This is a genomic window from Pseudomonas azotoformans, from assembly GCF_001579805.1.
Lineage (GTDB): Bacteria > Pseudomonadota > Gammaproteobacteria > Pseudomonadales > Pseudomonadaceae > Aquipseudomonas > Aquipseudomonas azotoformans_A.
Genome location: NZ_CP014546.1, coordinates 6411352 through 6435358 on the forward strand (window position 1 = coordinate 6411352; position 24007 = coordinate 6435358).

At 60.1% G+C, this 24007-nt stretch carries 25 protein-coding genes and 1 pseudogene; 19 read left to right on the forward strand and 7 right to left on the reverse strand.

Annotation, left to right across the window (positions count from 1 at the left end):
- Positions 1-41: 41 nt before the first annotated feature.
- A complete protein-coding gene (locus AYR47_RS29455; RefSeq protein WP_033900592.1) occupies positions 42-1607 on the forward strand; it encodes a methyl-accepting chemotaxis protein in 1566 nt (521 codons plus the stop codon).
- A gap of 94 nt (positions 1608-1701) precedes the next feature.
- Here AYR47_RS29455 and AYR47_RS29460 read toward each other — a convergent pair whose 3' ends face one another.
- On the reverse strand, positions 1702-2394 hold the full coding sequence (locus AYR47_RS29460) for an alpha/beta family hydrolase (RefSeq protein ID WP_061449224.1): 693 nt from the start codon (positions 2392-2394) through the stop codon (positions 1702-1704).
- 79 nt (positions 2395-2473) lie between these two features.
- On the opposite strand from AYR47_RS29460, the gene ccoN (AYR47_RS29465) reads away from it, so the two are divergent.
- Genes ccoN (AYR47_RS29465) through ccoP (AYR47_RS29480) form a run of 4 tightly spaced genes read left to right on the forward strand, consistent with a single transcriptional unit; the run spans position 2474 to position 5665 of the window.
- Positions 2474-3898, forward strand: a complete 1425-nt coding sequence (gene ccoN / locus AYR47_RS29465) for a cytochrome-c oxidase, cbb3-type subunit I (RefSeq protein WP_033900587.1) — start codon at positions 2474-2476, stop codon at positions 3896-3898.
- Positions 3899-3908: 10 nt separating this feature from the next.
- Positions 3909-4517 carry a cytochrome-c oxidase, cbb3-type subunit II gene (gene ccoO / locus AYR47_RS29470; RefSeq protein WP_017735321.1) on the forward strand — a complete coding sequence of 203 codons (609 nt, stop codon included), beginning with the start codon at positions 3909-3911 and terminating at the stop codon, positions 4515-4517.
- A 3-nt stretch (positions 4518-4520) separates the two neighbouring features.
- Complete coding sequence (locus AYR47_RS29475; protein ID WP_010208563.1) at positions 4521-4721, forward strand: cbb3-type cytochrome oxidase subunit 3; 201 nt, start codon at positions 4521-4523, stop codon at positions 4719-4721.
- Positions 4718-5665 carry a cytochrome-c oxidase, cbb3-type subunit III gene (ccoP, locus tag AYR47_RS29480; RefSeq protein WP_061449225.1) on the forward strand — a complete coding sequence of 316 codons (948 nt, stop codon included), beginning with the start codon at positions 4718-4720 and terminating at the stop codon, positions 5663-5665. The genes AYR47_RS29475 and ccoP (AYR47_RS29480) overlap by 4 nt, the downstream gene beginning before the upstream one ends.
- Before the next feature lie 161 nt (positions 5666-5826).
- On the opposite strand, the gene AYR47_RS29485 is transcribed toward ccoP (AYR47_RS29480), so the two are convergent.
- From AYR47_RS29485 to AYR47_RS32400, 3 genes are all read right to left on the reverse strand, one after another.
- Positions 5827-6213 (reverse strand): hypothetical protein, encoded by a 387-nt coding sequence (locus AYR47_RS29485; protein ID WP_033900582.1) that lies wholly within the window; start codon positions 6211-6213, stop codon positions 5827-5829.
- Positions 6210-7562: a hypothetical protein gene (locus AYR47_RS29490; RefSeq protein WP_061449226.1), complete on the reverse strand. Its 1353-nt coding sequence runs from the start codon at positions 7560-7562 to the stop codon at positions 6210-6212. Before AYR47_RS29490 ends, AYR47_RS29485 begins: the two co-directional genes overlap by 4 nt.
- 273 nt (positions 7563-7835) lie before the next feature.
- Positions 7836-8126: a DUF3077 domain-containing protein gene (locus tag AYR47_RS32400; RefSeq protein ID WP_082461647.1), complete on the reverse strand. Its 291-nt coding sequence runs from the start codon at positions 8124-8126 to the stop codon at positions 7836-7838.
- A 145-nt stretch (positions 8127-8271) separates the two neighbouring features.
- On the opposite strand from AYR47_RS32400, the gene AYR47_RS29505 reads away from it, so the two are divergent.
- The 12 genes from AYR47_RS29505 (at position 8272) to hemN (ending at position 20859) form a co-directional block, all read left to right on the forward strand.
- Positions 8272-9434, forward strand: a protein-coding gene (locus AYR47_RS29505) for an IS3 family transposase (protein WP_156487775.1) whose coding sequence is annotated in 2 segments (ribosomal slippage) — positions 8272-8527 and positions 8527-9434 — 1164 coding nt in all. Because the reading frame shifts where the segments join, the coding sequence is not laid out codon by codon here.
- 822 nt (positions 9435-10256) lie between these two features.
- Positions 10257-11699 carry a cytochrome-c oxidase, cbb3-type subunit I gene (ccoN, locus tag AYR47_RS29510; protein ID WP_016979311.1) on the forward strand — a complete coding sequence of 481 codons (1443 nt, stop codon included), beginning with the start codon at positions 10257-10259 and terminating at the stop codon, positions 11697-11699.
- Complete coding sequence (ccoO, locus tag AYR47_RS29515) at positions 11699-12307, forward strand: cytochrome-c oxidase, cbb3-type subunit II (RefSeq protein ID WP_003193167.1); 609 nt, start codon at positions 11699-11701, stop codon at positions 12305-12307. Before ccoN (AYR47_RS29510) ends, ccoO (AYR47_RS29515) begins: the two co-directional genes overlap by 1 nt.
- Positions 12308-12313: 6 nt before the next feature.
- Positions 12314-12499 (forward strand): CcoQ/FixQ family Cbb3-type cytochrome c oxidase assembly chaperone, encoded by a 186-nt coding sequence (locus AYR47_RS29520; protein ID WP_003175465.1) that lies wholly within the window; start codon positions 12314-12316, stop codon positions 12497-12499.
- Positions 12496-13473 carry a cytochrome-c oxidase, cbb3-type subunit III gene (gene ccoP / locus AYR47_RS29525; RefSeq protein WP_061449227.1) on the forward strand — a complete coding sequence of 326 codons (978 nt, stop codon included), beginning with the start codon at positions 12496-12498 and terminating at the stop codon, positions 13471-13473. Before AYR47_RS29520 ends, ccoP (AYR47_RS29525) begins: the two co-directional genes overlap by 4 nt.
- 112 nt (positions 13474-13585) lie before the next feature.
- Complete coding sequence (locus tag AYR47_RS32645) at positions 13586-13756, forward strand: hypothetical protein (protein WP_156487840.1); 171 nt, start codon at positions 13586-13588, stop codon at positions 13754-13756.
- A gap of 290 nt (positions 13757-14046) precedes the next feature.
- Complete coding sequence (gene ccoG / locus AYR47_RS29530) at positions 14047-15450, forward strand: cytochrome c oxidase accessory protein CcoG (RefSeq protein ID WP_061449228.1); 1404 nt, start codon at positions 14047-14049, stop codon at positions 15448-15450.
- A 14-nt stretch (positions 15451-15464) separates the two neighbouring features.
- On the forward strand, positions 15465-16004 hold the full coding sequence (locus tag AYR47_RS29535) for a FixH family protein (RefSeq protein ID WP_015885303.1): 540 nt from the start codon (positions 15465-15467) through the stop codon (positions 16002-16004).
- 7 nt (positions 16005-16011) lie between these two features.
- Positions 16012-18462 carry a heavy metal translocating P-type ATPase gene (locus AYR47_RS29540; RefSeq protein WP_061449229.1) on the forward strand — a complete coding sequence of 817 codons (2451 nt, stop codon included), beginning with the start codon at positions 16012-16014 and terminating at the stop codon, positions 18460-18462.
- A gap of 22 nt (positions 18463-18484) precedes the next feature.
- A complete protein-coding gene (ccoS, locus tag AYR47_RS29545) occupies positions 18485-18697 on the forward strand; it encodes a cbb3-type cytochrome oxidase assembly protein CcoS (protein WP_033900568.1) in 213 nt (70 codons plus the stop codon).
- Complete coding sequence (locus AYR47_RS29550) at positions 18690-19373, forward strand: sulfite exporter TauE/SafE family protein (protein ID WP_033900566.1); 684 nt, start codon at positions 18690-18692, stop codon at positions 19371-19373. Before ccoS ends, AYR47_RS29550 begins: the two co-directional genes overlap by 8 nt.
- A 103-nt stretch (positions 19374-19476) precedes the next feature.
- Positions 19477-20859 carry an oxygen-independent coproporphyrinogen III oxidase gene (gene hemN / locus AYR47_RS29555; RefSeq protein ID WP_033900564.1) on the forward strand — a complete coding sequence of 461 codons (1383 nt, stop codon included), beginning with the start codon at positions 19477-19479 and terminating at the stop codon, positions 20857-20859.
- On the opposite strand, the gene AYR47_RS29560 is transcribed toward hemN, so the two are convergent.
- Positions 20860-21327 carry a FlxA-like family protein gene (locus AYR47_RS29560; protein ID WP_082461644.1) on the reverse strand — a complete coding sequence of 156 codons (468 nt, stop codon included), beginning with the start codon at positions 21325-21327 and terminating at the stop codon, positions 20860-20862.
- 153 nt (positions 21328-21480) lie between these two features.
- Between AYR47_RS29560 and fnr the strand changes: the two genes are divergently transcribed.
- Together fnr and AYR47_RS29570 are read left to right on the forward strand one after the other, a co-directional pair.
- The gene (gene fnr / locus AYR47_RS29565) at positions 21481-22215 is read left to right on the forward strand and encodes a fumarate/nitrate reduction transcriptional regulator Fnr (protein WP_033900561.1); all 735 of its coding nucleotides are present in this window, start codon (positions 21481-21483) and stop codon (positions 22213-22215) included.
- An 80-nt stretch (positions 22216-22295) separates the two neighbouring features.
- Positions 22296-22844 carry an adenine phosphoribosyltransferase gene (locus AYR47_RS29570; RefSeq protein WP_016979301.1) on the forward strand — a complete coding sequence of 183 codons (549 nt, stop codon included), beginning with the start codon at positions 22296-22298 and terminating at the stop codon, positions 22842-22844.
- On the opposite strand, the gene AYR47_RS33490 is transcribed toward AYR47_RS29570, so the two are convergent.
- Both AYR47_RS33490 and AYR47_RS33495 read right to left on the reverse strand, forming a co-directional pair.
- Complete coding sequence (locus tag AYR47_RS33490) at positions 22845-23381, reverse strand: acyl-CoA dehydrogenase family protein (RefSeq protein WP_420492082.1); 537 nt, start codon at positions 23379-23381, stop codon at positions 22845-22847.
- A 12-nt stretch (positions 23382-23393) separates the two neighbouring features.
- A pseudogene (locus AYR47_RS33495) lies at positions 23394-23992 on the reverse strand (acyl-CoA dehydrogenase family protein); the annotation flags it as partial.
- Positions 23993-24007 lie beyond the last annotated feature (15 nt).

The window sequence follows — 24007 nt, forward strand, 5'->3', positions numbered from 1 at the left end:
TCTTGCCGATACCCCCTGAAAGCCTTGCGGATTGAACAATCATGCGTAATAACCAACCCGTTACCCAGCGCGAACGTACCTTCCCCGCTCAGCAACGGTTGATCTCCACCACAGATGCCAAAGGCGTGATCACCTACTGCAACGACGCCTTCGTCGAAATCAGTGGGTTCTCCCGTGACGAACTGGTGCGTGCCCCGCACAATCTGGTCCGTCACCCGGACGTTCCGGCGGCGGTGTTCGCGCACATGTGGTCCACGCTCAAACAAGGCTTGCCATGGATGGGCATCGTCAAGAACCGCTGCAAGACTGGCGATCATTACTGGGTCAACGCCTATGTAACGCCGGTTTTCGAAGGCAACCAGGTGGTCGGCTACGAATCGGTGCGCATCAAGCCCACCGCCGAGCAGATCCGTCGGGCCGAAGCGCTCTACCACCGCATCAACCAAGGCAAGTCAGCGATCCCTCAGCGGGACAAGTGGCTGCCGGTGCTGCAGGACTGGCTGCCGTTTATCCTGGTGAGCCAGTTGAGCTTCATGATCGGCGCGTCCCTCAACTCCCACTGGGGCTTTGCCCTGGCGGCGGGGCTGTCGGTGCCGCTGGGCCTGCTGGGCCTGAGCTGGCAACAACGCGGCCTCAAGCGCTTGCTGCGCCTGGCCGAACAGACCACCTCCGACCCGCTGATCGCGCAGATGTACACCGACAGCCGTGGCGCCCAGGCGCGGCTGGAGATGTCGATCCTCAGCCAGGAGGCACGTCTGAAGACCTGTCTGACGCGCTTGCAGGACACCGCCGAACACCTCAACGACCAGGCGGCGCAGTCCAACACCCTGGCGCATAACAGCTCCAGCGGTTTGGAGCGCCAGCGCGTCGAGACTGAGCAGGTGGCGACCGCCGTCAACCAGATGGCAGCCACCACCCAGGAAGTCGCCAGCCACGTGCAACGTACCGCCGATGCGACCCAGGAGGCCAACCGCCTGACCGGTCGCGGCCGCGATATCGCCGGGGAAACCCGCGAGGCGATTCAGCGCTTGTCCGTAGCAGTGGGCGAGACCGGCGTGACCGTGACCCAACTGGCCAAGGACAGTGACGAAATCGGTGGCGTGGTCGACGTGATCAAAGGCATTGCCGACCAAACCAACCTGCTGGCACTGAACGCGGCCATTGAAGCGGCACGCGCCGGTGAAATGGGCCGGGGTTTTGCGGTGGTCGCGGACGAAGTCCGTCAACTGGCACAACGCACGGCTGAATCGACCGGGCAGATCCACGCCCTGATCGCCAAGCTGCAACAGACTGCCGCCGCCGCCGTGCAAACCATGGACGCCGGGCACCGCCAGGCTGAAGAAGGTGTGGCGCGGGTGATGGAAGCGGATCAGGCGCTGGTGGGCATCAGTGAGGCGGTGGCGCATATCACCGACATGACCACGCAGATCGCGGCGGCAACTGAAGAGCAAAGCTCGGTGGCCGAAGAGATCAGCCGTAACATCAGCACCATTGCATTGCTGGCGGATCAGACGTCGGAGCAGGCGTTGAATTCGGCGCAGTTGAGTGAAGAATTGACTCACACAGCCAATACCCAGTACTCCCTGGTCGAGCGTTTTAACCGGTAGACCGCTTTCGCGAGCAAGCCCGCTCCCACATTTAACCGTGCACGTCCCTTGGAATGCGGTCGAATGTGGGAGCGGGCTTGCTCGCGAAGAGGCCCTAACAGCCGCCGAGAAAATCACCCACCTTCACCGCCGCAGCCTCCAGATGTTGCTCATGGCTGAACCCCGACGCCTTCAACGGCTTCAAGTCATGATCCCCCGCCACCAGCCACATCACCTCGATGCTCGGCGACAACGCATACCCCTCAACCGCAGCTCGATTCCCTAATGCATCCCGTTCGCCCTGCACAATCAAAGTCGGCGTCTTCAACCCAGCCAGATGCTCAGTCCTCGGCTTCTCCGGTTTACCCACCGCATAAAACGGATACCCCAGGCACACCAACCCGTCCGCGCCCAATTCATCCGCCAGCAAACTGGCCATGCGCCCGCCCATGGACTTGCCGCCAATCGCCAGCTTCCCAGCGACATGACGTCGCACCTCGGCCACCACCTCGCGCCAGGTTTCCAGCAGTTTCGGCGCCGGGTTGGGTGGGCGTTTGCCGCCGTCGACACGGCGCTGGGCCATGTAGGGAAACTCGAAGCGCAACACGTTGACGCCATGCCCGGCAAGGCGTGCAGCCATGTCGTTCATGAAGGATGAGTCCATCGGTGCTCCGGCGCCGTGGGCCAGGATCAGCGTCACAGGTGTACCTCCTGCAACGTCCGCCGCGACATCCCACAACCAGCCGCGTTCCCGCACACACTGCGCCCATTGATCCCCGTCAATACTGGCCTTGTGCTCTTTGCCCATGCTTGCCTCGCTTTTTAGTCTGCCTATAACTCCAGCCCAAGTGCCGCATTGGCTTGGGTTGAACCGTGGATGGGGAACCATGAACACTACATTAAGTACCGCCTATAACTACAAGGTGGTCCGCCAATTCGCCATTATGACGGTGGTGTGGGGCATCGTCGGCATGGGGCTCGGGGTTTTTCTCGCCGCCCAATTGGTCTGGCCTGCACTCAACTTCGACTTGCCGTGGACCAGCTTCGGCCGCCTGCGCCCGTTGCACACCAACGCGGTAATCTTCGCCTTCGGCGGCTGCGCGCTGTTCGCCAGCTCCTTCTATTCGGTGCAACGCACCTGCCAGACCCAGCTGTTCGCGCCGAAGATCGCCGCGTTCTGCTTCTGGGGCTGGCAGTTGGTCATCCTGTTGGCCGCGATCTCCTTGCCGCTGGGCTACACCAGCTCCAAGGAATACGCCGAGCTGGAATGGCCGATCGACATCCTCATCACCATTGTCTGGGTGGCCTACGCCATCGTGTTCTTCGGCACGGTGATGAAGCGCAACACCAAGCACATCTACGTCGGTAACTGGTTCTTCGGTGCGTTCATCATCACCGTGGCCATCCTGCATATCGTCAACAACCTGGAAATCCCGGTCAGCCTGACCAAGTCCTACTCCCTCTACGGCGGTGCGACGGATGCCATGGTGCAGTGGTGGTATGGGCATAACGCCGTGGGCTTTTTCCTCACCGCCGGCTTCCTGGGGATGATGTACTACTTCGTGCCCAAGCAAGCCGAACGTCCGGTGTATTCCTATCGCTTGTCCATCGTGCACTTCTGGGCGCTGATCACCCTGTACATCTGGGCAGGTCCCCACCACTTGCACTACACCGCGCTGCCGGACTGGGCACAATCCCTGGGCATGGTGATGTCGCTGGTACTGCTGGCACCGAGCTGGGGCGGCATGATCAACGGCATGATGACCTTGTCGGGCGCCTGGCATAAGTTGCGCAGCGACCCGATCCTGCGCTTCCTCGTGGTGTCCCTGGCCTTCTACGGCATGTCGACGTTCGAAGGCCCGATGATGGCGATCAAGACCGTCAACGCCCTCTCCCACTACACCGACTGGACCATCGGCCACGTACACGCCGGGGCGCTGGGTTGGGTGGCGATGATCTCCATCGGCGCGCTGTACCACATGATCCCGAAAGTCTTCGGTCGTGAGCAGATGTACAGCCTCGGCCTGATCAACGCGCACTTCTGGCTGGCCACCATCGGCACCGTGCTCTACATCGCCTCGATGTGGGTCAACGGCATCGCCCAGGGCCTGATGTGGCGTGCGGTCAACGAAGACGGCACCTTGACCTACTCCTTCGTCGAAACCCTGGTGGCCAGCCACCCTGGCTTCATCGTGCGGCTGGTGGGCGGTGCGGTGTTCCTCTGCGGCATGTTCCTGATGGCTTACAACACCTGGCGCACCGTGCGTTCGGCGCAGCCCGTCGAAGCCGCCACCACTGCGCAGCTGGCCTGAGGAGTCTGTGATGAAACACGAAACGATTGAAAAGAACGTCGGCCTGCTGATGCTGCTCATGGTACTGGCCGTGAGCATCGGTGGCCTGACCCAGATCGTCCCGCTGTTCTTCCAGGACGTCACCAACAAGCCGGTGGAGGGCATGAAGCCCTACACCGCGCTGCAACTGGAAGGCCGTGACATCTACATCCGCGAAGGCTGTGTGCAGTGCCACTCGCAGATGATCCGCCCTTTCCGCGCCGAGACCGAACGATACGGCCACTACTCGGTCGCCGGTGAAAGCGTGTGGGACCACCCGTTCCTGTGGGGCTCCAAGCGCACCGGGCCGGACCTGGCACGCGTCGGCGCACGCTACTCGGACGACTGGCACCGCGCGCACTTGTACAACCCGCGCAACGTGGTGCCCGAGTCGAAAATGCCGGCCTACCCGTGGCTGGTCACCGCCGCGGTCGACAGCAGCCACACCGAGACCAAGTTGAAAGTGATGCGCACCCTCGGCGTGCCATACACCGACGACGACATCAGTGGCGCCGTCGCCAGCCTCAAGGGCAAGACCGAGATGGACGCGCTGGTGTCGTACCTGCAAGTACTCGGCACTGCCATCAAGAGCAAGAGGTGAGCCATGGGATTTGAATTCGATGCGGGCACCATCCGCGGCCTTGGCACGCTGGTCGTCGCCATCGCCTTTATCGGCCTGTCGCTGTGGGTGTTCAACAACCGGCGCAATGCGGAATTCGAGCAGGCGCGCCTGCTGCCGTTCGCCGATGAACCTTCTCCATCTGACGCTCAAGAAGAGCCTGCAATAAGGAGCACTCGGCCATGACCCTATTCTGGAGTACATGGATCTGCGTACTGACCCTGGGCAGCCTGATCGGCCTGACCTGGCTCTTGGTCGGCACCCGCAAGGGCGAGACCAAGGGCAGCGTCGACCAGACCATGGGCCACGCCTTCGACGGTATCGAGGAATACGACAACCCGCTGCCCCAGTGGTGGTTCATGCTGTTCGCCGGCACCCTGGTGTTTGCGGTCGGCTACCTGATCCTCTACCCGGGCCTGGGCAACTGGAAAGGCGTGTTGCCGGGCTATGAAGACGGCTGGACCCAGACCAAGGAATGGGACAAGGAAATGGCCAAGGCCGACGCCAAGTTCGGGCCGATCTTCGCCAAATTCTCGGCCATGCCCGTGGAAGAAGTGGCCAAGGACCCGCAAGCGCTGAAAATGGGCGGCCGCCTGTTTGCCTCCAACTGCGCGGTGTGCCACGGCTCGGATGCCAAGGGCGCGTTTGGTTTCCCGAACCTGGCGGACAATATCTGGCGTTGGGGCGGTTCGGCCGAAGCGATCAAGACCACCATCCTGAATGGCCGCCACGCGGCGATGCCGGCCTGGGGTGACATGCTTGGCGATGAAGGGGTGAAAAACGTCGCGGCCTATGTTCGTCACGACGTGGCCAAGCTGCCTCTGCCGGCCGACAACAGCGCCGACCTGGCCGCCGGCAAAGCGGCGTTCAACACCACTTGTGTCGCCTGCCACGGTCCGGAAGGCCACGGCATGGAAGCCATGGGTGCGCCTGACCTGACCAAGCCGGCCGGCTACATCTATGGCACCAGCCTCGCGCAGTTGCAGCAGACCATCCGTCACGGCCGCCAAGGCCAGATGCCGGCGCAGGAAGTGCTGCAAGGCAATGACAAGGTGCACCTGTTGGCCGCCTATGTTTACAGCCTGTCCCACAACGCTGATGGCGCAACGCCAGAAAGCCCCGCGCGATAACCTTTAACTGCCGCCCCTCATCCGGGGCGGCAACCGTTTTTCCAAGGAGCTTGCTCCTTCAGGAAAATGGGGGGAATGGGGACCGGACTCTATTCTTCCGGGGTACTCGCGTTTTTGAAACCTCGCCCGGCCCGGGGGGGAGGCGCTTGAGGGTTGCAGATTTAAATCACGCCGAGCTTAACGGCGATGCCGAAGCTCACCATCACCACCAAAAGCCCAATCATGCACCACTGCAAAAAAACCAACTTGCGTTTGAGATCTGCAGGAAACCCTGCAAAGTCTTTGGCGCTTAAATTCCCTTTTCTGAGCTGGTAGCCCGGAAACGTGATCAGCCCGGAAATGCCACCTATCAAGAGCAGTTTGCCCCAGGGGCCGCCGTGTCGCATGGGAGCCCAAAATGTAATTGCAGGACTATTTTTGAGGTGTTCCAGCATCACTTCCGCTTTGGTGTATGCCAAGTGCAGGCAGACGCCAATCCAAAGGAAAATCCCAGCGAAGTCGGCTAGCGCTATAGTCAAAAGAACTGTGTCGCCGGTGCTTAGTGTCATTTCACAGCCTCGTAGATCTTCTCGCCGACCCACTCGCCAAATGCGCCGCCAAGGGCGCCTCCCGCGACAGAGCCTGCGCCCACCACAATCAGGCCGCACGCCAGAGTAGCAGCGCCCATCGTAGGCACGCCCAGCCCAACACACAAACCGCCAACGACAGCCGTTGATAGCGCCGCCCCCGCAACGGCGCCGCCCCCGATCGTACCGGTAAAACTACCGGTTTCCGTAAATTTGACCTTCTGGCAGGCCTCGTCGTCGCCTGCCGAACACACGTTTTGGACCTTCATGTAAGACGCGCCCCCACCAATAGACGTCCCGACCCAGCCGCCGTACTTGATCACCGTCGCTGCCTTGGCCAGCTTTTGAATGTGGGTGGCGTATCCAGGTATCTGCCCAGGTGCGCCGGCCTGTGTCCATCGATGAACAAGGCTTCGACTTGAGATGCCTAAAGCGGACTTCAGGTTTGGATGATCGGGCAAGCCGATGCCTTTGCGTACAAGGGACGTCAGTTGGGTATCGAGCTGGGCGAGCAGGCGTTTGCGTTCACTGAAAAACTCAGGCGATCGAAGGTGCCCATCCTTGAGGAATGTTGTTTGATGCAATGTTTCGATTTCCTGAAGGACACTTTTGAGGCTGCCCATATTTCTGGCGAACATGGCTTCGCCTGCCCCAATTGAAGTGGAACCTAGGGCGAGGAAGCCTTGGATTTCTTCGCGATGGCGCTGCATGAAGTCAGCCTCATCCGTGCTAAGGGGCTCAAGGGCGTCATTGGTCTGTGCAGCGGCTTCCATCAAGATGGAGTCTTCTCGGGTGCATCGAGGACTGTTTGGGTCGGCCAATACGATCATTGAGCCCGCTTTCACTTCGCCGAGATTGGGGTTCAGCGATTGAAACTTCTCAAGCACCTCGGCACTTGGGGCGGGAAATAACGTGGTTTTCAATTCATCGACGGTCGTGCTTTTTGGCACGATGTAGAAGCCGGGCTCTTGCGGGCGGGGTCTAACTTTTGGCCGGCGTGTTGGAACGGGGGACGGTTCGCTTGCTTGGGGCCTTTGAATACTGCCGGTCCTGCCTTTGCCGGTGAAGAATGAATACCTTCCTAAGGTGTCATTGCTCAATGGGCTGAACGGGTCGTTGGTCACCAAAAAAAGATCGCAGTTTTCGAGCGCGCTTAGAATTTCTTTTTGGCTCCAGACTTTCCCGTTGGAGTGGAACTGTAGTCCATACATCAGTGAAGATGCAGAATTCTGAAAGGCATTTCTTACAGTAGAAACAGCAAAAAATGGGGATTCTATTTGGCTTAAACTTATCCCTTCGCGTTCACGTTCATTCCAGTGAATTAGGCGCATTGATTATCTTCCTGATTGGGTTCAGCCGAGATATTTATTTCCCTCGTGAAAGGGATACGGAAGAGTAATCGTCGTTAGCCATGGCTAAAATGCGGGGTTATTACTTTTTATGTCGGAGGCTCTAGTGCGAGGTGATTAGCGGGTAGTTACCATTAAATTCGTTAGATTAGAAACGATTTGAAATAGAGTGGCTTTGATAGTGGAAGACGCAAAGACGGGAATTGAGTTTTGGCCTTTGCCTGATAGTTCGTATCAGGCGCCGGTCAACTTCAGTTACTGCGGGTGAGGGACGCCCGGCTGGATAGCCAGATGCAGGTCATCCAGAACTGCTTTGCCCATTTCACACAGATAGTGCGCGGCAAATGCGAGCCTCGCGTTTCTGGGGTCCATGGCAACTTCAAGCGAGAGGGTGGTGGCGCAGTCGAGGACGTGCGCTGCGTGTTCAAGCGCTTCACGCAGTGGGACCCCGGCGTTTACACGGAACAGTTTCAGATGACTTTTGTTTTCTCCGCAGTCTGCGAAGGTTTGAACGCCAATGGTTTTTGCTGAGGGTGGGATGCTCATTGCTCACCTCCCGATTTCTGAGGTGGGCAATCGTTACGAACAATTGTGAAAGCAATTACGGATATTTCGTACGGCATAGCTTGTAGTGGTCTAATGAAACCGGACACCCATTTAGGCGAGAATGCTCGCCAGATCGAGGTGTCAAATGACCAAACAACGCCGTTCCTTTTCTGCTGAATTCAAACGCGAGGCTGCCGACCTCGTGCTCAAGCAAAACTACAGCTACATCGAAGCCAGCCGTTCACTCGGCGTCGGCGAGTCGGCACTACGCCGTTGGGTCGACCAGGTTCAACAAGAGAGCAAAGGCGTTACCCCGCAGAGCAAAGCGCTGACCCCGGAACAGCAGAAAATCCAGGAGTTAGAAGCCCGGATCGCCCGCCTGGAACGGGAAAAATCGATATTAAAAAAGGCTACCGCGCTCTTGATGTCGGAAGATCACGAGCGTACGCGCTGATCAATCAGTTGAGCGTCCATGAGCCGGTTGACTGGCTGTGCAAGGTGTTTGAAGTCACCCGTTCGTGCTACTACGCCCAGCGCCTTAGGCGCCGCACGCCTGATGTCGAACGGCTTCGGTTGCGCAGTCGGGTGAGCGAGTTATTCACGCAAAGTCGTAGTGCTGCGGGCAGCCGCAGCATCCTGTCGCTGATGCGTGACGACGGTGAGCAGCTCGGTCGATTCAAAGTGCGCAGCTTGATGCGCGAGCTTGATCTAGTCAGCAAACAACCCGGATCACATGCCTACAAAAGAGCGACGGTAGAACGACTCGATATCCCGAATACCTTGAACCGCGAGTTCAATGTTCCGGCACCCAACCAGGTGTGGTGCGGCGACATCACCTACATTTGGGCCCAGGGGAAATGGCACTATCTGGCGGTCGTGCTGGATCTTTGCGCGCGCCGGGTAGTGGGCTGGGCGTTGTCGGAAAAGCCGGACGCCGATCTGGTTATCAAGGCGCTGGATATGGCTTACGAACAACGAGGAAGGCCTCAGGGCCTGCTGTTTCACTCGGATCAAGGGTCGCAATATGCGAGTCGTTTATTTCGCCAGCGGCTGTGGCGCTATCGAATGCGCCAGAGCATGAGTCGCCGGGGAAATTGCTGGGACAATGCGCCAATGGAGCGCGTGTTCCGCAGTTTGAAAACGGAATGGGTACCGACCACGGGTTACAGAACGGCTCAAGAAGCCCAGCGCGATATCAGCCAATTCTTGATGGATCGGTACAACTGGATTCGACCCCATCAATTCAACGGTGGGCTGGCGCCAGCTCGGGCCGAAGAAAAACTTAACGTCGTGTCCGGGATTAGTTGACCACTACAGCTTAATTCCCTTTGTATGAACAAAAAGAACTGCCATTTACGATTCCACGCGTAAAGGTGGCAGCTGTACGCAGGTTGGAATCCGAGGGGAATTTACTCGGCAGACACGAATGTCTCCCACGTACAGCCGCCAAAACGCACAAAAAACAGATCTGAAATAGCATCTGTTTATTGTTTGGCGACGCTGTAACGTCTTTCCCCACGGGATTCCACGCCCGTTCGCTGATGAGCAGCGACGGAGGGAAGATAACGCTATGTATCTAACGCCGCAACCCACGAACGAATAAGACATGTGGGAGTGATGAAATTCCGTTCAGTCAGGGCTTATGGGGTGGGGCTATGAGAGTTTATTGCAAAGTATGTGGAGAGAAAAAACGAATCGTGTCCCGCGATGAGCTGTCGGTGGAGCTTGCTCGCGAAAAACCTGAGGACACCCCGTTTACCCAGAATGAACGTAGCGTTCTTGAATTCTTCGCGAGCAAGCTCGTTCCGACAGTAGGTTGATACTGAGCGACCAAGTGTCGCACCCTTCCAAAGCACAACTTTCCCCTCCTCACTTTCGGGTCTACGCTTGTTCCCACAGCGGACCAATCCTGGCGTACGCGACGGCATTCGTTGCGACCCCAAAATTTTCCTGTCCACTCGATCAGCTTTCGATTTCGGATTTTGTCCTTACGCTAAACATGGAAAGGGCGCAGAATCTGGCGTGGAACGCATTGATACAGGTCAGCCATTGCGTTGCAATGGCCCCTCGCTTTCTACATACTTGCGGCCGATTTTACCTATAAAAAAACCTAAACCGTGGAACCTTAGAATGAGCACAGCAATCAGTCCGACTGCTTATAACTATAAGGTAGTCCGCCAGTTCGCCATCATGACGGTGGTCTGGGGGATCCTTGGCATGGGGCTCGGGGTGTTCATCGCCTCGCAACTGGTTTGGCCGGAATTGAATTTCGGTTTGCCATGGACGACCTTTGGCCGCCTGCGCCCGCTGCACACCAACCTGGTGATCTTCGCCTTCGGTGGCTGTGCATTGTTTGCCACCTCTTACTATGTCGTGCAGCGAACCTGCCAGACGCGACTGATCTCCGACAGCCTCGCGGCCTTCACCTTCTGGGGTTGGCAAGCCGTCATCGTGAGCGCCATCGTCACCCTGCCGCTGGGGTACACCACCACCAAGGAATACGCCGAGCTGGAATGGCCGATCGCCATTTTGCTCGCCATCGTGTGGGTGACCTACGCCGTGGTGTTCTTCGGCACCATCGTCAAGCGCAAGACCAAGCACATCTACGTGGGCAATTGGTTCTACGGCGCCTTTATCCTGGTGACGGCGATGCTGCACATCGTCAACCACGCGTCGTTGCCGGTGAGCCTGTTCAAGTCCTACTCGGCCTACGCCGGGGCCACGGATGCGATGATCCAGTGGTGGTACGGCCACAACGCGGTGGGTTTCTTCCTGACCACCGGTTTCCTGGGGATGATGTACTACTTCGTGCCCAAACAGGCCGAACGTCCTATTTACTCGTATCGTTTGTCCATCGTGCACTTCTGGGCGCTGATCACCCTGTACATCTGGGCAGGTCCGCACCACTTGCACTACACCGCGCTGCCGGATTGGGCGCAGTCGCTGGGCATGGCGATGTCGATCATCCTGCTCGCCCCGAGCTGGGGCGGCATGATCAACGGCATGATGACCCTGTCGGGCGCCTGGCATAAATTGCGCACCGATCCGATCCTGCGTTTCCTCGTGGTGTCGCTGGCGTTCTACGGCATGTCGACCTTCGAAGGGCCGATGATGGCGATCAAGACCGTCAACTCGCTGTCCCACTACACCGACTGGACCATCGGCCACGTACACGCTGGCGCCCTCGGTTGGGTGGCGATGATTTCCATCGGCGCGCTGTACCACATGATCCCCAAACTGTTCGGCCGTGCGCAGATGCACAGCGTCGCGCTGATCAACACGCACTTCTGGCTGGCCACCATCGGCACCGTGCTCTACATCGCCTCGATGTGGGTCAACGGCATCACCCAGGGTCTGATGTGGCGTGCGATCAACGATGACGGCACCCTCACCTACTCCTTCGTCGAAGCGCTGCAAGCCAGCCACCCGGGCTACATCGTCCGCGCCCTGGGCGGTGCGTTCTTTGCCGCCGGCATGTTGTTCATGGCCTACAACGTCTGGCGCACCGTGCGTGCCTCCGACCCTGCAGAAGCCGAAGCCGCCGCCAAGATCGCCGTTGTGGGAGCCCACTGATGAAGCATGAAGTAGTCGAGAAGAATATCGGCCTGCTGGCCTTCTTCATGGTCATCGCCGTGAGTATCGGCGGCCTGACCCAGATCGTTCCGCTGTTTTTCCAGGACGTGACCAACAAGCCGGTCGAAGGCATGAAGCCGCGCACCGCCCTTGAACTGGAAGGCCGCGACGTCTACATCGCCAACGGCTGTGTCGGCTGCCACTCGCAGATGATCCGCCCGTTCCGCGCCGAAACCGAACGCTACGGCCACTACTCGGTCGCTGGCGAAAGCGTGTGGGACCACCCGTTCCTGTGGGGTTCCAAGCGCACCGGCCCGGACCTGGCCCGTGTCGGCGGTCGTTACTCCGATGACTGGCAACGTGCGCACTTGTACAACCCGCGCAACGTGGTGCCTGAGTCGAAAATGCCGGCGTACCCGTTCCTCGTGGAAAACAAGCTCGACGGCAAGGACACCGCGAAGAAGATGGAAGTCTTGCGCACCCTGGGCGTGCCCTACACCGACGAAGACATCGCCGGTGCAGCCGCAGCCGTGAAGGGCAAGACCGAAATGGACGCATTGGTGGCCTACCTGCAAGGCCTGGGCACCATCATCAAAAGCAAACGGTGATTCTTCATGGATATCGGGATGATTCGTGGCCTGGGCACCGTTGTGGTGATGGTGGCCTTTATCGGCCTGGCGTTGTGGGTGTTCAGCCCCAAGCGCAAGTCGGAGTTTGAAGACGCGACCTTGCTGCCCTTTGCGGATGATCCCGAAGCCATCAAGCACGTCGAGCAAGCTTCTAGGAGTAACAAAGAATGACTACGTTCTGGAGTCTGTACGTCACAGTCCTCAGTCTGGGTACCATCTTCGCCCTGACCTGGCTGCTGCTGTCGACCCGCAAGGGCCAGCGCGCCGAGCAAACCGACGAGACCGTCGGCCACTCGTTCGACGGCATCGAGGAGTACGACAACCCACTGCCGAAATGGTGGTTCATGCTGTTCGTCGGCACCATCATCTTCGCCCTCGGCTACCTGGCGCTGTACCCCGGCCTGGGCAACTGGAAAGGCCTGCTGCCGGGCTACAACTACCTCGATACCGAAAAGCAAACCCCGTTCGCCAACGGCCAGACCGGCTGGACCGGCGTACACGAATGGGAAAAGGAAATGGCCAAGTCGGACGCCAAGTTCGGCCCGATCTTCGCCAAATTCGCGTCGATGCCGATTGAAGAAGTGGCCAAGGACCCGCAAGCCTTGAAAATGGGCGGCCGCCTGTTCGCCTCCAACTGCTCGGTGTGCCACGGTTCCGACGCCAAAGGCGCCTATGGCTTCCCCAACCTGACCGACGCCGACTGGCGCTGGGGTGGCGAGCCCGCCACCATCAAGGAAACCATCATGAAAGGCCGCCATGCCGTGATGCCGGCCTGGCTGGATATCCTCAAGGAACAAGGTGTCAGCGACGTCGCCGCATTCGTGGTGACCAACCTCGACGGCCGCAAGCTGCCCGAAGGCGTGAAAGCCGATGTGGCCAACGGTGAAAAACTCTTTGCTGCCAACTGCGTGGCCTGCCACGGCCCGGCCGGTAAAGGCACCCCAGCCATGGGTGCGCCTGACCTGACCCACCCCGGTGCGTTTATCTACGGTTCCAGCTTCGCCCAACTGCAACAGACCATCCGTTGGGGTCGCCAGGGCCAGATGCCAGCGCAGGAACAACTGCAAGGCAATGACAAGGTGCACTTGCTGGCGGCGTATGTGTACAGCTTGTCCCATGGGGATAAGAAGGCTGAAGAGCAGTAAAAAATAGCAATTAAAACGGCTCCCTCAGCAAACACTGACGGGGCCGTTTTAATTGCTCTGCATGGCGGTAGGCGATAAGTTTTAAGCCCTACCGATTCAAAGGGGGTCGTTCATGAGTGACAGTGACAGGATACTTCAGCAAAACGATCAGGAAGATATAGTCGACATGTTGCGCATGCTCGAAGACAGCATCGACTTCGATCCTGAGCGCGTAACCATCGTCAATCGGCCGGCTCACAATGAGTTCTGCAATGATGAGGGAACGTTTGCAGCTTCTAAATGAAGCAACGATTTTGTGGCAAGCCCTAGTGCCAGTTAATGAAAAGAAAGACGAGCACATTCTTGTGGTGAGCGGGCTTGCCCCGCTCACCACAACTGCCAAAACCGTCCATACTTCCCAAGTCAATTGATCCAGATCACGTACACCATCAATTGATTTCCCCCAACGCGACCAAAGGTCGCACCCTTTGCGCAGCATCGGGGGCGTATCATTAGGCCACTGCAACACCCCTAATTTGACCCCGGTTGGCACGTACTGGCCGAGGCAAATCTCCACCGCCGTGGGATGCAATGATGAGCGACCAAATACCGGTACATGACGTTACCCCGCCTGCCAAAACTGTCGACCTCTACGCCTCGCGAGAGAAGATCTACACCCGCGCCTTCACTGGCCTGTTCCGCAATCTGCGCATGCTCGGCGGTGCCGGTCTGTTCCTGCTTTACTTCGGCACCGTGTGGCTGAATTGGGGCGGCCACCAAGCGGTTTGGTGGAACCTGCCGGAGCGTAAGTTCTTTATTTTCGGTGCGACTTTCTGGCCCCAGGATTTCATCCTGCTGTCGGGCATTCTTATCGTCGCGGCATTTGGCCTGTTCTTTATCACCGTGTACGCCGGTCGTGTGTGGTGCGGTTATACCTGCCCGCAAAGCGTGTGGACGTGGATCTTCATGTGGTGCGAAAAGGTCACCGAAGGCGACCGCAACCAGCGCATCAAGCTCGACAAAGCGCCGATGGGCGTCAACAAGTTCCTGCGCAAATTCAGCAAGCACACCCTGTGGCTGCTGATCGGTTTTGTCACCGGCATGACCTTTGTCGGATACTTCTCGCCGATCCGCGAACTGGTGTTTGACTTCTTCACCGGCCAGGCCGATGGCTGGTCATATTTCTGGGTGGGTTTCTTCACCCTCGCCACCTACGGCAACGCCGGCTGGCTGCGCGAACAGGTGTGCATCTACATGTGCCCCTATGCACGCTTCCAGAGCGTAATGTTCGACAAGGACACCCTGATCGTTTCCTACGATCCGCGCCGTGGTGAACTGCGTGGCCCGCGCAAAAAAGGTGTCGACTACAAGGCCCAAGGCCTCGGCGATTGCATCGACTGCACGATGTGCGTGCAGGTGTGCCCGACCGGTATCGACATCCGCGACGGCCTGCAGATCGAGTGCATCGGCTGCGCCGCGTGCATCGACGCCTGCGACAACATCATGGACAAGATGGAGTACCCACGCGGCCTGATCAGCTACACCACCGAGCACAACCTGTCGGGGCAGAAAACCCACAAGCTGCGCCCGCGCCTGATTGGTTATGCATTGGTGTTGCTGGCGATGATCAGCCTGTTGGTGGCCGCGTTCTTCATGCGCTCGCTGGTGGGTTTCGACGTGAGCAAGGACCGCGTGCTGTACCGCGAAAACGCCGAAGGCCGCATCGAAAACGTCTACAGCCTGAAGATCATGAACAAGGACCAGCGCGACCACACCTACGTGCTCGACGCCGCAGGCTTGCCCGACCTCAAGCTGCAAGGCCGCCGCGAAATCAGGGTGGCCGCCGGCGATATCGTCAGCATGCCGGTGGAGCTGTCGAGTGCGCCGGAACAGTTGCCGTCGAGCACCAACGAGGTGAAATTCATCCTCACCGATGCCGATGATGCCAGCGTCCATATTGAAGCCAAGAGCCGATTTATCGGCCCACAAGTTCGTTAGAAGAGAGCAGAACCATGTCCGTAGCCACTGCCGCAAGCCCCTGGTACAAGCACCTCTGGCCCTGGATCATCATTGGGATCCTCGCCTGTTCGGTGACCTTGACCCTGTCCATGGTGACCATCGCGGTGAACAACCCGGACAACCTGGTCAACGACAACTACTACGAGGCCGGCAAAGGCATCAACCGCTCCCTGGACCGCGAACTGCTGGCCCAGACCCTGCAACTGCGCGCCAAGGTGCACCTGGATGAGCTGACCGGTGAAGTCGAAGTGAACCTCACCGGCAACAGCAACCCGACCACCCTGGAATTGAACCTGATTTCCCCGACGCAGCCGGAGAAAGATCGCAAGATCAACCTGGCCCGCAGCGACAGCGAACCCGGTCGCTACATCGGCCAAGTCACCGACAAGGTCGAAGGCCGTCGCTTCGTCGAGTTGCTGGGTGTGGAAGGCGACCGCACCTGGCGCATGTTCGAAGAAGAACAGGTCAGCCACGACAAGGACTTGCTGCTGGGCGATGAACCGTTGCAGGGTGCTGAAGACCTGAAAAAATAGCAGCGCGATGACCAGCCCAATCCCCTGCTACCACTGCGCCCTGCCCGTTCCGCCGGGCAGCCGCTTCACCGCAGTGATCCTCGGCGAACGCCGCGAGCTCTGTTGCCCAGGCTGCCAGGCGGTGGCCGAAGCCATTGTGGCCGTCGGCCTGGAAAGCTATTACCAACACCGTAGCGAAGCCTCGGCCAACCCCGAGGCATTGCCGGTGCAACTGGTGGACGAGTTGGCGCTGTACGACCGCGCCGACGTGCAAAAACCTTTTGTGCGCCACGAAGGCGAACTGGCCGAAGCCACCCTGTTGATGGAAGGCATCAGCTGCGCTGCGTGCGGCTGGTTGATCGAAAAACACCTGCGCAGCCTGCCCGCCGTGGCGGAGGCGCGGTTGAACCTGTCCAACCATCGCCTGCAAGTGCGTTGGGCCGACGGACAACTGCCGCTGAGCCAACTGCTCAGCGAATTGCGCCATATCGGTTACGCCGCCCACCCCTATCAGCCCGACCGCGCCGCCGAGCAACTGGCCAGCGAAAACCGCCTGGCCCTGCGCCAACTGGGGGTCGCCGGGCTGCTGTGGTTCCAGGCAATGATGGCAACCATGGCCACCTGGCCGGAATTCAATATCGACCTGAGCCCGGAGCTGCACGTGATCCTGCGCTGGGTCGCAATGTTTCTGACAACACCCATCGTGTTCTACAGCTGCGCACCGTTTTTCAAAGGTGCCATGCGCGACTTGCGCACGCGTCACCTAACCATGGATGTTTCAGTGTCGTTGGCCATCGGCGGCGCGTATCTGGCGGGGATCTGGACCGCGATCACCGGCGTGGGCGAGTTGTACTTCGATGCGGTGGGCATGTTTGCGCTGTTCCTGCTGGCCGGTCGCTACCTGGAGCGCCGCGCCCGCGAACGCACGGCGGCCGCCACTGCGCAATTGGTCAATTTACTGCCCGCCTCATGCCTGCGCCTGAAAGCCGATGGCCAAAGTGAACGCATCCTGCTCCCTGAACTGGCACTGGGCGACCGCGTATTGGTCCACCCTGGCGCCGTGCTGCCAGCAGATGGCGTGATCCTCGATGGGCAATCGAGCATCGATGAGTCCCTGCTGACTGGCGAATACCTGCCGCAACCGCGCCAGAGCGGCGACGCGGTCACCGCAGGCACCCTCAACGTCGAGGGCGCGCTGACCGTCGAAGTACGCGCCTTGGGCCACGACACGCGCTTGTCTGCCATCGTGCGCCTGCTGGAGCGGGCCCAGGCCGAGAAACCGCGCTTGGCGCAGATCGCCGACCGTGCCGCGCAGTGGTTCCTGTTGTGCTCGCTGATCGCCGCTGCGTTGATCGGCCTGTTGTGGTGGGAGCTGGATGCGTCGCGGGCGTTCTGGATTGTGCTGGCGATGCTGGTGGCGACCTGCCCCTGCGCGCTGTCCCTCGCCACCCCCACCGCCCTCACCGCTGCCACCGGCACCCTGCACAAACTCGGCTTGCTGCTGACGCGCGGCCATGTGCTGGAAGGCTTGAACCAGATCGACACGGTGATTTTCGACAAGACCGGCACCCTCACCGAAGGGCGCCTGGCGTTGCGGGCCATCCGCCCCCTGGGCAGCTTGAGCACCGACCTGTGCCTTAGCCTCGCCGCCGCCCTGGAAAACCGCTCCGAACACCCGATTGCCCGCGCTTTTGGCCGCGCGCCACTGGCCGCCGATGAAGTCATCAGTTCGCCTGGGCTGGGCCTTGAAGGCCGTGTCGGCAAGCGCGTATTGCGCATTGGCCAACCGGGTTTCGTCTGCGAACTCAGTGGTTGCCCAATCCCAGCTGCGCCTGAGCTTTCTGGCCAATGGCTGCTCCTGGGCGACCGCGAAGGCGCCCTGGCCTGGTTCGTCCTCGACGACCGCCTGCGCAGCGACGCACCGGCCTTGCTCGCCGCGTGCAAGGCACGTGGCTGGCGCACGCTGTTGCTGTCCGGCGACAGTTCGCCGATGGTCGCCAGCGTCGCCGCCGAACTGGGAATCGACGAAGCCCACGGCGGCTTGCGCCCCGATGACAAGCTGCACGTGCTGCAACAACTGCACAAGGAAGGCCGCAAGGTGCTGATGCTCGGCGACGGGGTCAACGATGTGCCGGTCCTCGCCGCCGCGGATATCAGCGTGGCCATGGGCACCGCTACCGACCTGGCCAAGACCAGCGCCGACGCGGTGCTGCTGTCCAACCGCCTGGACGCCCTGGTACAAGCCTTTACCCTGGCACGGCGCACCCGTCGGGTGATCATTGAAAACCTGCTGTGGGCCGGGCTGTACAATGGCCTTATGCTGCCGTTTGCCGCCCTGGGTTGGATCACCCCGATCTGGGCCGCAGTGGGCATGTCCCTCAGTTCGTTGACCGTGGTGCTCAATGCCCTGCGCCTGACTCGCCTGCCGAGCGCGCCAACGGCCCGAGCACCCTCAGTAACCCGCCCGCTGCCGGTGTGAGCCGCACGGCCATGGAGTGCAGATGCCAGCTTTATACGTGATGATTCCGGCGGCGCTGCTGTTAGTGGGCGTGGCCATCTACATCTTCTTCTGGGCGGTGGACAGCGGCCAGTACGACGACCTCGACGGCCCGGCTCATAGTGTGCTGTTCGACGACCAGGACCCCAACCACCTGGCCGGCATCGAAGAGGCCAACCACCCAGAACAACCGCCGAAAGACCCGCCCCATGCTTGAACTGGCGCCACTGCTGGTCTCCGCGCTGATCCTCGGCCTGCTCGGCGGCGGCCATTGCCTGGGCATGTGCGGCGGGCTGATGGGCGCGCTGACTCTGGCGATCCCCAAGGAACAGCGCGGCCGCAGGTTTCAACTGCTGCTGGCGTACAACCTGGGGCGCATCTTCAGCTATGCCGCTGCGGGCGTGTTGATCGGCCTGGCCGGTTGGGCAGTCGCCAACAGCCCGGCGGCGATGTTCATGCGCGTACTGGCCGGGTTGCTGTTGATCAGCATGGGCCTGTACCTGGCTGGCTGGTGGAGCGGCCTGACCCGTATCGAAAGCCTCGGGCGCGGCCTGTGGCGCTATATACAGCCAGTCGCCAACCGTTTGCTGCCGGTGTCCAGCGTGCCGCGCGCCTTGCTGCTGGGCGCGCTGTGGGGCTGGTTGCCGTGCGGATTGGTCTACAGCACCCTGCTATGGGCGGCGAGCCAGGGCAATGCGCTGGACAGCGGGTTGCTGATGCTGGCGTTCGGGCTGGGGACCTGGCCGGTGTTGCTGGCGACGGGGTTGGCCGCTGAACGAGTGACGGCGCTTTTACGTAAACGCAGTATTCGGATGGCCGGAGGTTTGCTGGTGATTCTGTTCGGTATCTGGACGTTGCCCGGTCCGCACCAGCACTGGCTAATGGGCCATTAAAGCGCCATGTGGCATAGCGCCGCTCCCCGTTGATGCAAATCAAGATGGCACCTGCGCCACGCCCCTAGACTCGGCCCACTAGCCTATCCGGGGGAACGCCCGCATGCTCGACGCCATTCGTTGGGACACCGATCTGATTCACCGCTACGACCTGGCGGGACCGCGCTACACGTCCTACCCCACCGCCGTACAATTCGACAGCCAGGTCGGCACCTTCGACCTGCTCCACGCCCTGCGCGACAGCCGCAAAGCCGTGCGACCGTTGTCGCTGTATGTGCATGTGCCGTTCTGCGCGAACATCTGCTACTACTGCGCCTGCAACAAGGTCATTACCAAGGACCGTGGCCGCGCCCAGGCCTACCTGCAACGCCTGGAGCAAGAGATCCAACTGGTGGCCTGCCATCTCGACCCGAAACAGCGGGTTGAGCAACTGCATTTTGGCGGCGGCACCCCGACCTTTCTCAGCCACGATGAACTGCGCCAGGTAATGGGCTGCCTGCGCCAGCACTTCAATCTGCTGGATGACGACTCCGGCGACTACGGCATCGAGATCGACCCCCGCGAAGCGGACTGGGCGACCATGGGCCTGCTGCGTGAGCTCGGCTTCAACCGCGTGAGCATCGGCCTGCAAGACCTCGACCCCGAAGTGCAACGGGCGGTGAATCGCCTGCAGAGCCTGGAGGAAACCCGCGCGGTGATCGATGCAGCGCGCACCCTGCAATTTCGCTCGATCAATATCGACCTGATCTACGGTCTGCCCAAGCAAACGCCGATCAACTTCGCGCGCACCGTAGAAGAGGTGATCAGGCTGCAACCGGACCGTCTGTCGGTGTTCAATTACGCGCATCTGCCGGAGCGTTTCATGCCCCAGCGGCGCATCAACACGGATGAACTCCCCTCCCCCGCGTCAAAGCTCTTGATGCTGCAAACCACCATCGAGCAACTGACCCAGGCCGGTTACCGCTACATCGGCATGGACCACTTCGCCCTGCCCGACGACGAACTGGCCATCGCCCAGGAAGAAGGCACCCTGCAACGCAACTTCCAGGGCTACACCACCCACGGCCATTGCGACTTGATCGGGCTAGGCGTGTCGGCGATCAGCCAGATCGGTGACCTGTACTGCCAGAACAGCAGCGACCTCAACGGCTACCAGAACACCCTGGCCGGCGCGCAACTGGCCACCAGTCGCGGCCTGGTTTGCACCACGGACGATCGGCTGCGGCGGGAAGTGATTCAGCAGTTGATCTGCAATTTCAGCCTGGCATTCGAGACGATCGAGCAGGCCTTCAACATGGATTTTCGCGGGTATTTCGACGACATCTGGCCGCAACTGACGGCGATGGCCGAGGATGGCCTGATCGAACTCGACGCCCAGGGCATTCGTGTATTGCCGGCCGGGCGATTGCTGGTGCGTTCGGTGTGCATGGTGTTCGATGCCTACCTGGAGCACCAGAACAGGCAACGGTTTTCACGGGTGATCTGATTACATCGCCAGTGAGGCGGTCTTCATCGAATCCTCGGCACTCATACCTTTCATCGACTTAGCCAGTGAGGTCTGGGCCGACATCAGGCCCGCCTGCAATGAACTGATCTCGCTCTGCAAAGCGCTGGCCTTTGCGCGAGCCTCTTCGGGGGAGAGGTTAGTGGCTGCAGCAACAGCCGCCAGCTCCGCCTGTTTTTCGGCGATCTGTTGTTTCAACTGACGGATCATTTTCAGCACCTGCTTGACGTTGTCGTCCAGGCCGCTGTCATCGATATCCGCATTGGAGCTTTTGGCCGCACCTGCCGCCTTGAACGCATCGGCAGAAATAGTCACCGTCACACCCTCCACCACTTTGGGTGCATGGGTGGTTTCAACCTCCGGCGCTGCTTCCTTGGCCTCAGCCGCAGGCTTTGCATCCGGGACGGTCGGAATGCGGATGGCAGGGTTGTAGGCAGCTATAACAGACATGATCCAAGCTCCGACTCAATAGGTATGCCTTCTGTATCGACCCCGACACAAAAACCTTTATACCGCTGCCGGTTTTTTGTACAGGCTGGCCTCACGGCCCCCCAGTGCGTTACCCTTACGTCTTATGTGTGTTTTCCCACAAGGATTTAAGAAATGTCCGAGCCAGTTAAACTGCGCGCTCACAGCCAGGCTCATTGCAAGGATTGCAGCCTGGCCCCCCTCTGCTTGCCACTTTCGTTGAATTTGGAAGACATGGATGCGCTGGACGACATCGTTAAACGTGGCCGCCCGCTGAAAAAAGGCGAGTTTCTGTTCCGCCAGGGCGACAAGTTCGATTCCGTTTATGCAGTACGTTCGGGTGCGTTGAAGACATTCAGCCTGAGCGACAGCGGCGAAGAGCAGATCACCGGTTTCCACCTACCCAGCGAACTGGTGGGTTTGTCGGGCATGGACACCGAGATTCACCCGGTGTCGGCGCAGGCGCTGGAAACGACATCCGTTTGCGAAATCCCCTTCGAACGCCTGGACGAACTGGCCATCCAACTGCCGCAACTGCGCCGCCAGTTGATGCGCGTGATGAGCCGCGAGATCCGTGACGACCAGCAAATGATGCTGCTGTTGTCGAAGAAAACCGCCGACGAGCGCATTGCGACCTTCCTGGTCAACCTGTCGGCGCGGTTCCGGGCCCGTGGTTTCTCGGCCAACCAGTTCCGCCTGAGCATGTCGCGCAATGAAATCGGCAACTACCTGGGCCTTGCGGTGGAAACCGTGTCCCGCGTGTTTACCCGCTTCCAGCAGAACGAGCTGATCGCCGCCGAAGGTAAAGAAGTGCATATCCTCGACCCGATCCAGCTGTGCGCGCTGGCGGGTGGCTCGCTGGAAGGTTGATGCAGACACTTGCGGCCGCGCCAACCGGCGAGGCCGCAGGTATACTTCGAGTCCGTTTCCAGCCCCAGGACTCTTCGACGATGACCTTTGATTCGTTCGACATCAAATCCCTGATCCGCCCCGTCATCGACTTCCCCAAGCCTGGGGTGATCTTCCGTGACATCACGCCGTTGTTCCAATCGCCCCGCGCCCTGCGCCTAGTGGCAGACAGCTTTGCCCATCGGTATGTCGAGGCCGAATTCACCCATATCGGCGCGATGGATGCGCGGGGTTTCCTGATCGGTTCGATCATCGCCTACCAACTGAACAAGCCGCTGATCCTGTTCCGCAAGCAAGGCAAGCTGCCGGCTGACGTGCTGGCCGAGGGTTACCAGACCGAGTACGGCGAGGCGTTCCTGGAAGTGCATGCCGACAGCCTGTGCGAAGGCGATTCGGTGCTGATGTTCGATGATTTGATCGCCACCGGCGGCACCCTGATCGCAGCGGCGAACCTGGTGCGGCGCATGGGGGCGACGATCTTCGAAGCGGCGGCGATTATTGATCTGCCGGAGCTGGGCGGTTCGCAGCGCCTGGAAGACATGGGCATCCCGACTTTTTGCCTGACGCAGTTTGCACTGACCGAACAGTGATCAAAGCCCCATCTGCTTGCTGATGATTTCATTCATCACTTCACGGGTGCCACCACCGATGGACAGGATGCGGTTGTCGCGATACAGCCGCTCCACCAGGCTGCCGCGCATGTAACCCTGGCCCCCGAGTATCTGCACGGCGTCATAGGTGACGCGGTCGGCGGTGTCGGTGGCGAGGTTCTTGGCCATGGAAATCTCTTTGATCACGCTGATGCCCGCGGCCATCTTGGCCGCCTGGCGGTAAGTGAATTCCCGTGAAACCTCCACGGCGGTGGCCATCTCCGACAGGCGATGCTTGATCACCTGGAATTTGCCGATGGGTTTGCCGAAGGCTTCGCGCTGCGCAGCCCATTCGAGGCTTTCCTCCAGCGCCATCTGCGCCGTCATGTTGGCCATCAATGCCAGGGCCAGGCGCTCGCTTTGGAAGTTGCCCATGATGCAGGCAAAGCCCATGTTTTCAGCGCCGATCAGGTGGCCGACAGGCACGCGGCAATCGTCGAAGAACAATTCAGCGGTGTCCGACGCCCACCAGCCCATTTTCTTCAGGGGTTGGCCGACAGTAAAACCGGGGGTGTCTTTTTCGATCAACAGCAGGCTGATGCCGGCAAAGCCCGGCCCGCCAGTGCGCACGGCCACGGTGTAGAAGTCGGCGCGGCTGCCGCTGGTGATGAACGTCTTGCTGCCGCTGACGCGGTAATGCTCGCCGTCACGAATGGCGCGGGTTTGCAGGCTGGCCACATCCGAACCGCCACCTGGCTCGGTGACCGCCAGGGCGATGATCTTCTCGCCCGACAGTACTTGCGGGGCGACACGCTCGCGAATCTCTGGACGCGCCCATTTGACGATAGGCGGCAGGCCGATATCCAACGATCCCAACCCCGCCACGACGCCACCGGAGCCGCAACGCATCAGCTCTTCGCTGGCCGCCACCTTGGCGAACAGATCGCCTTCATGGCTGCCGCCCAACGTTTCCGGGTAGCCGATGCCAAGAATCCCCGCCGCGCCCGCCTTGAGGTACAGCTCTCGGGGAAGCTCTCTGCCTCCTCCCACTGTTCGATGCCCGGCAGCATCTCGCGCTCGACGAAGCGACGCACGCTGTCGCGGACCAATTGGTGGCTGGGGTCGAAGTAGTCCTGATAGGCAGACATCGGCAAGCTCCACGG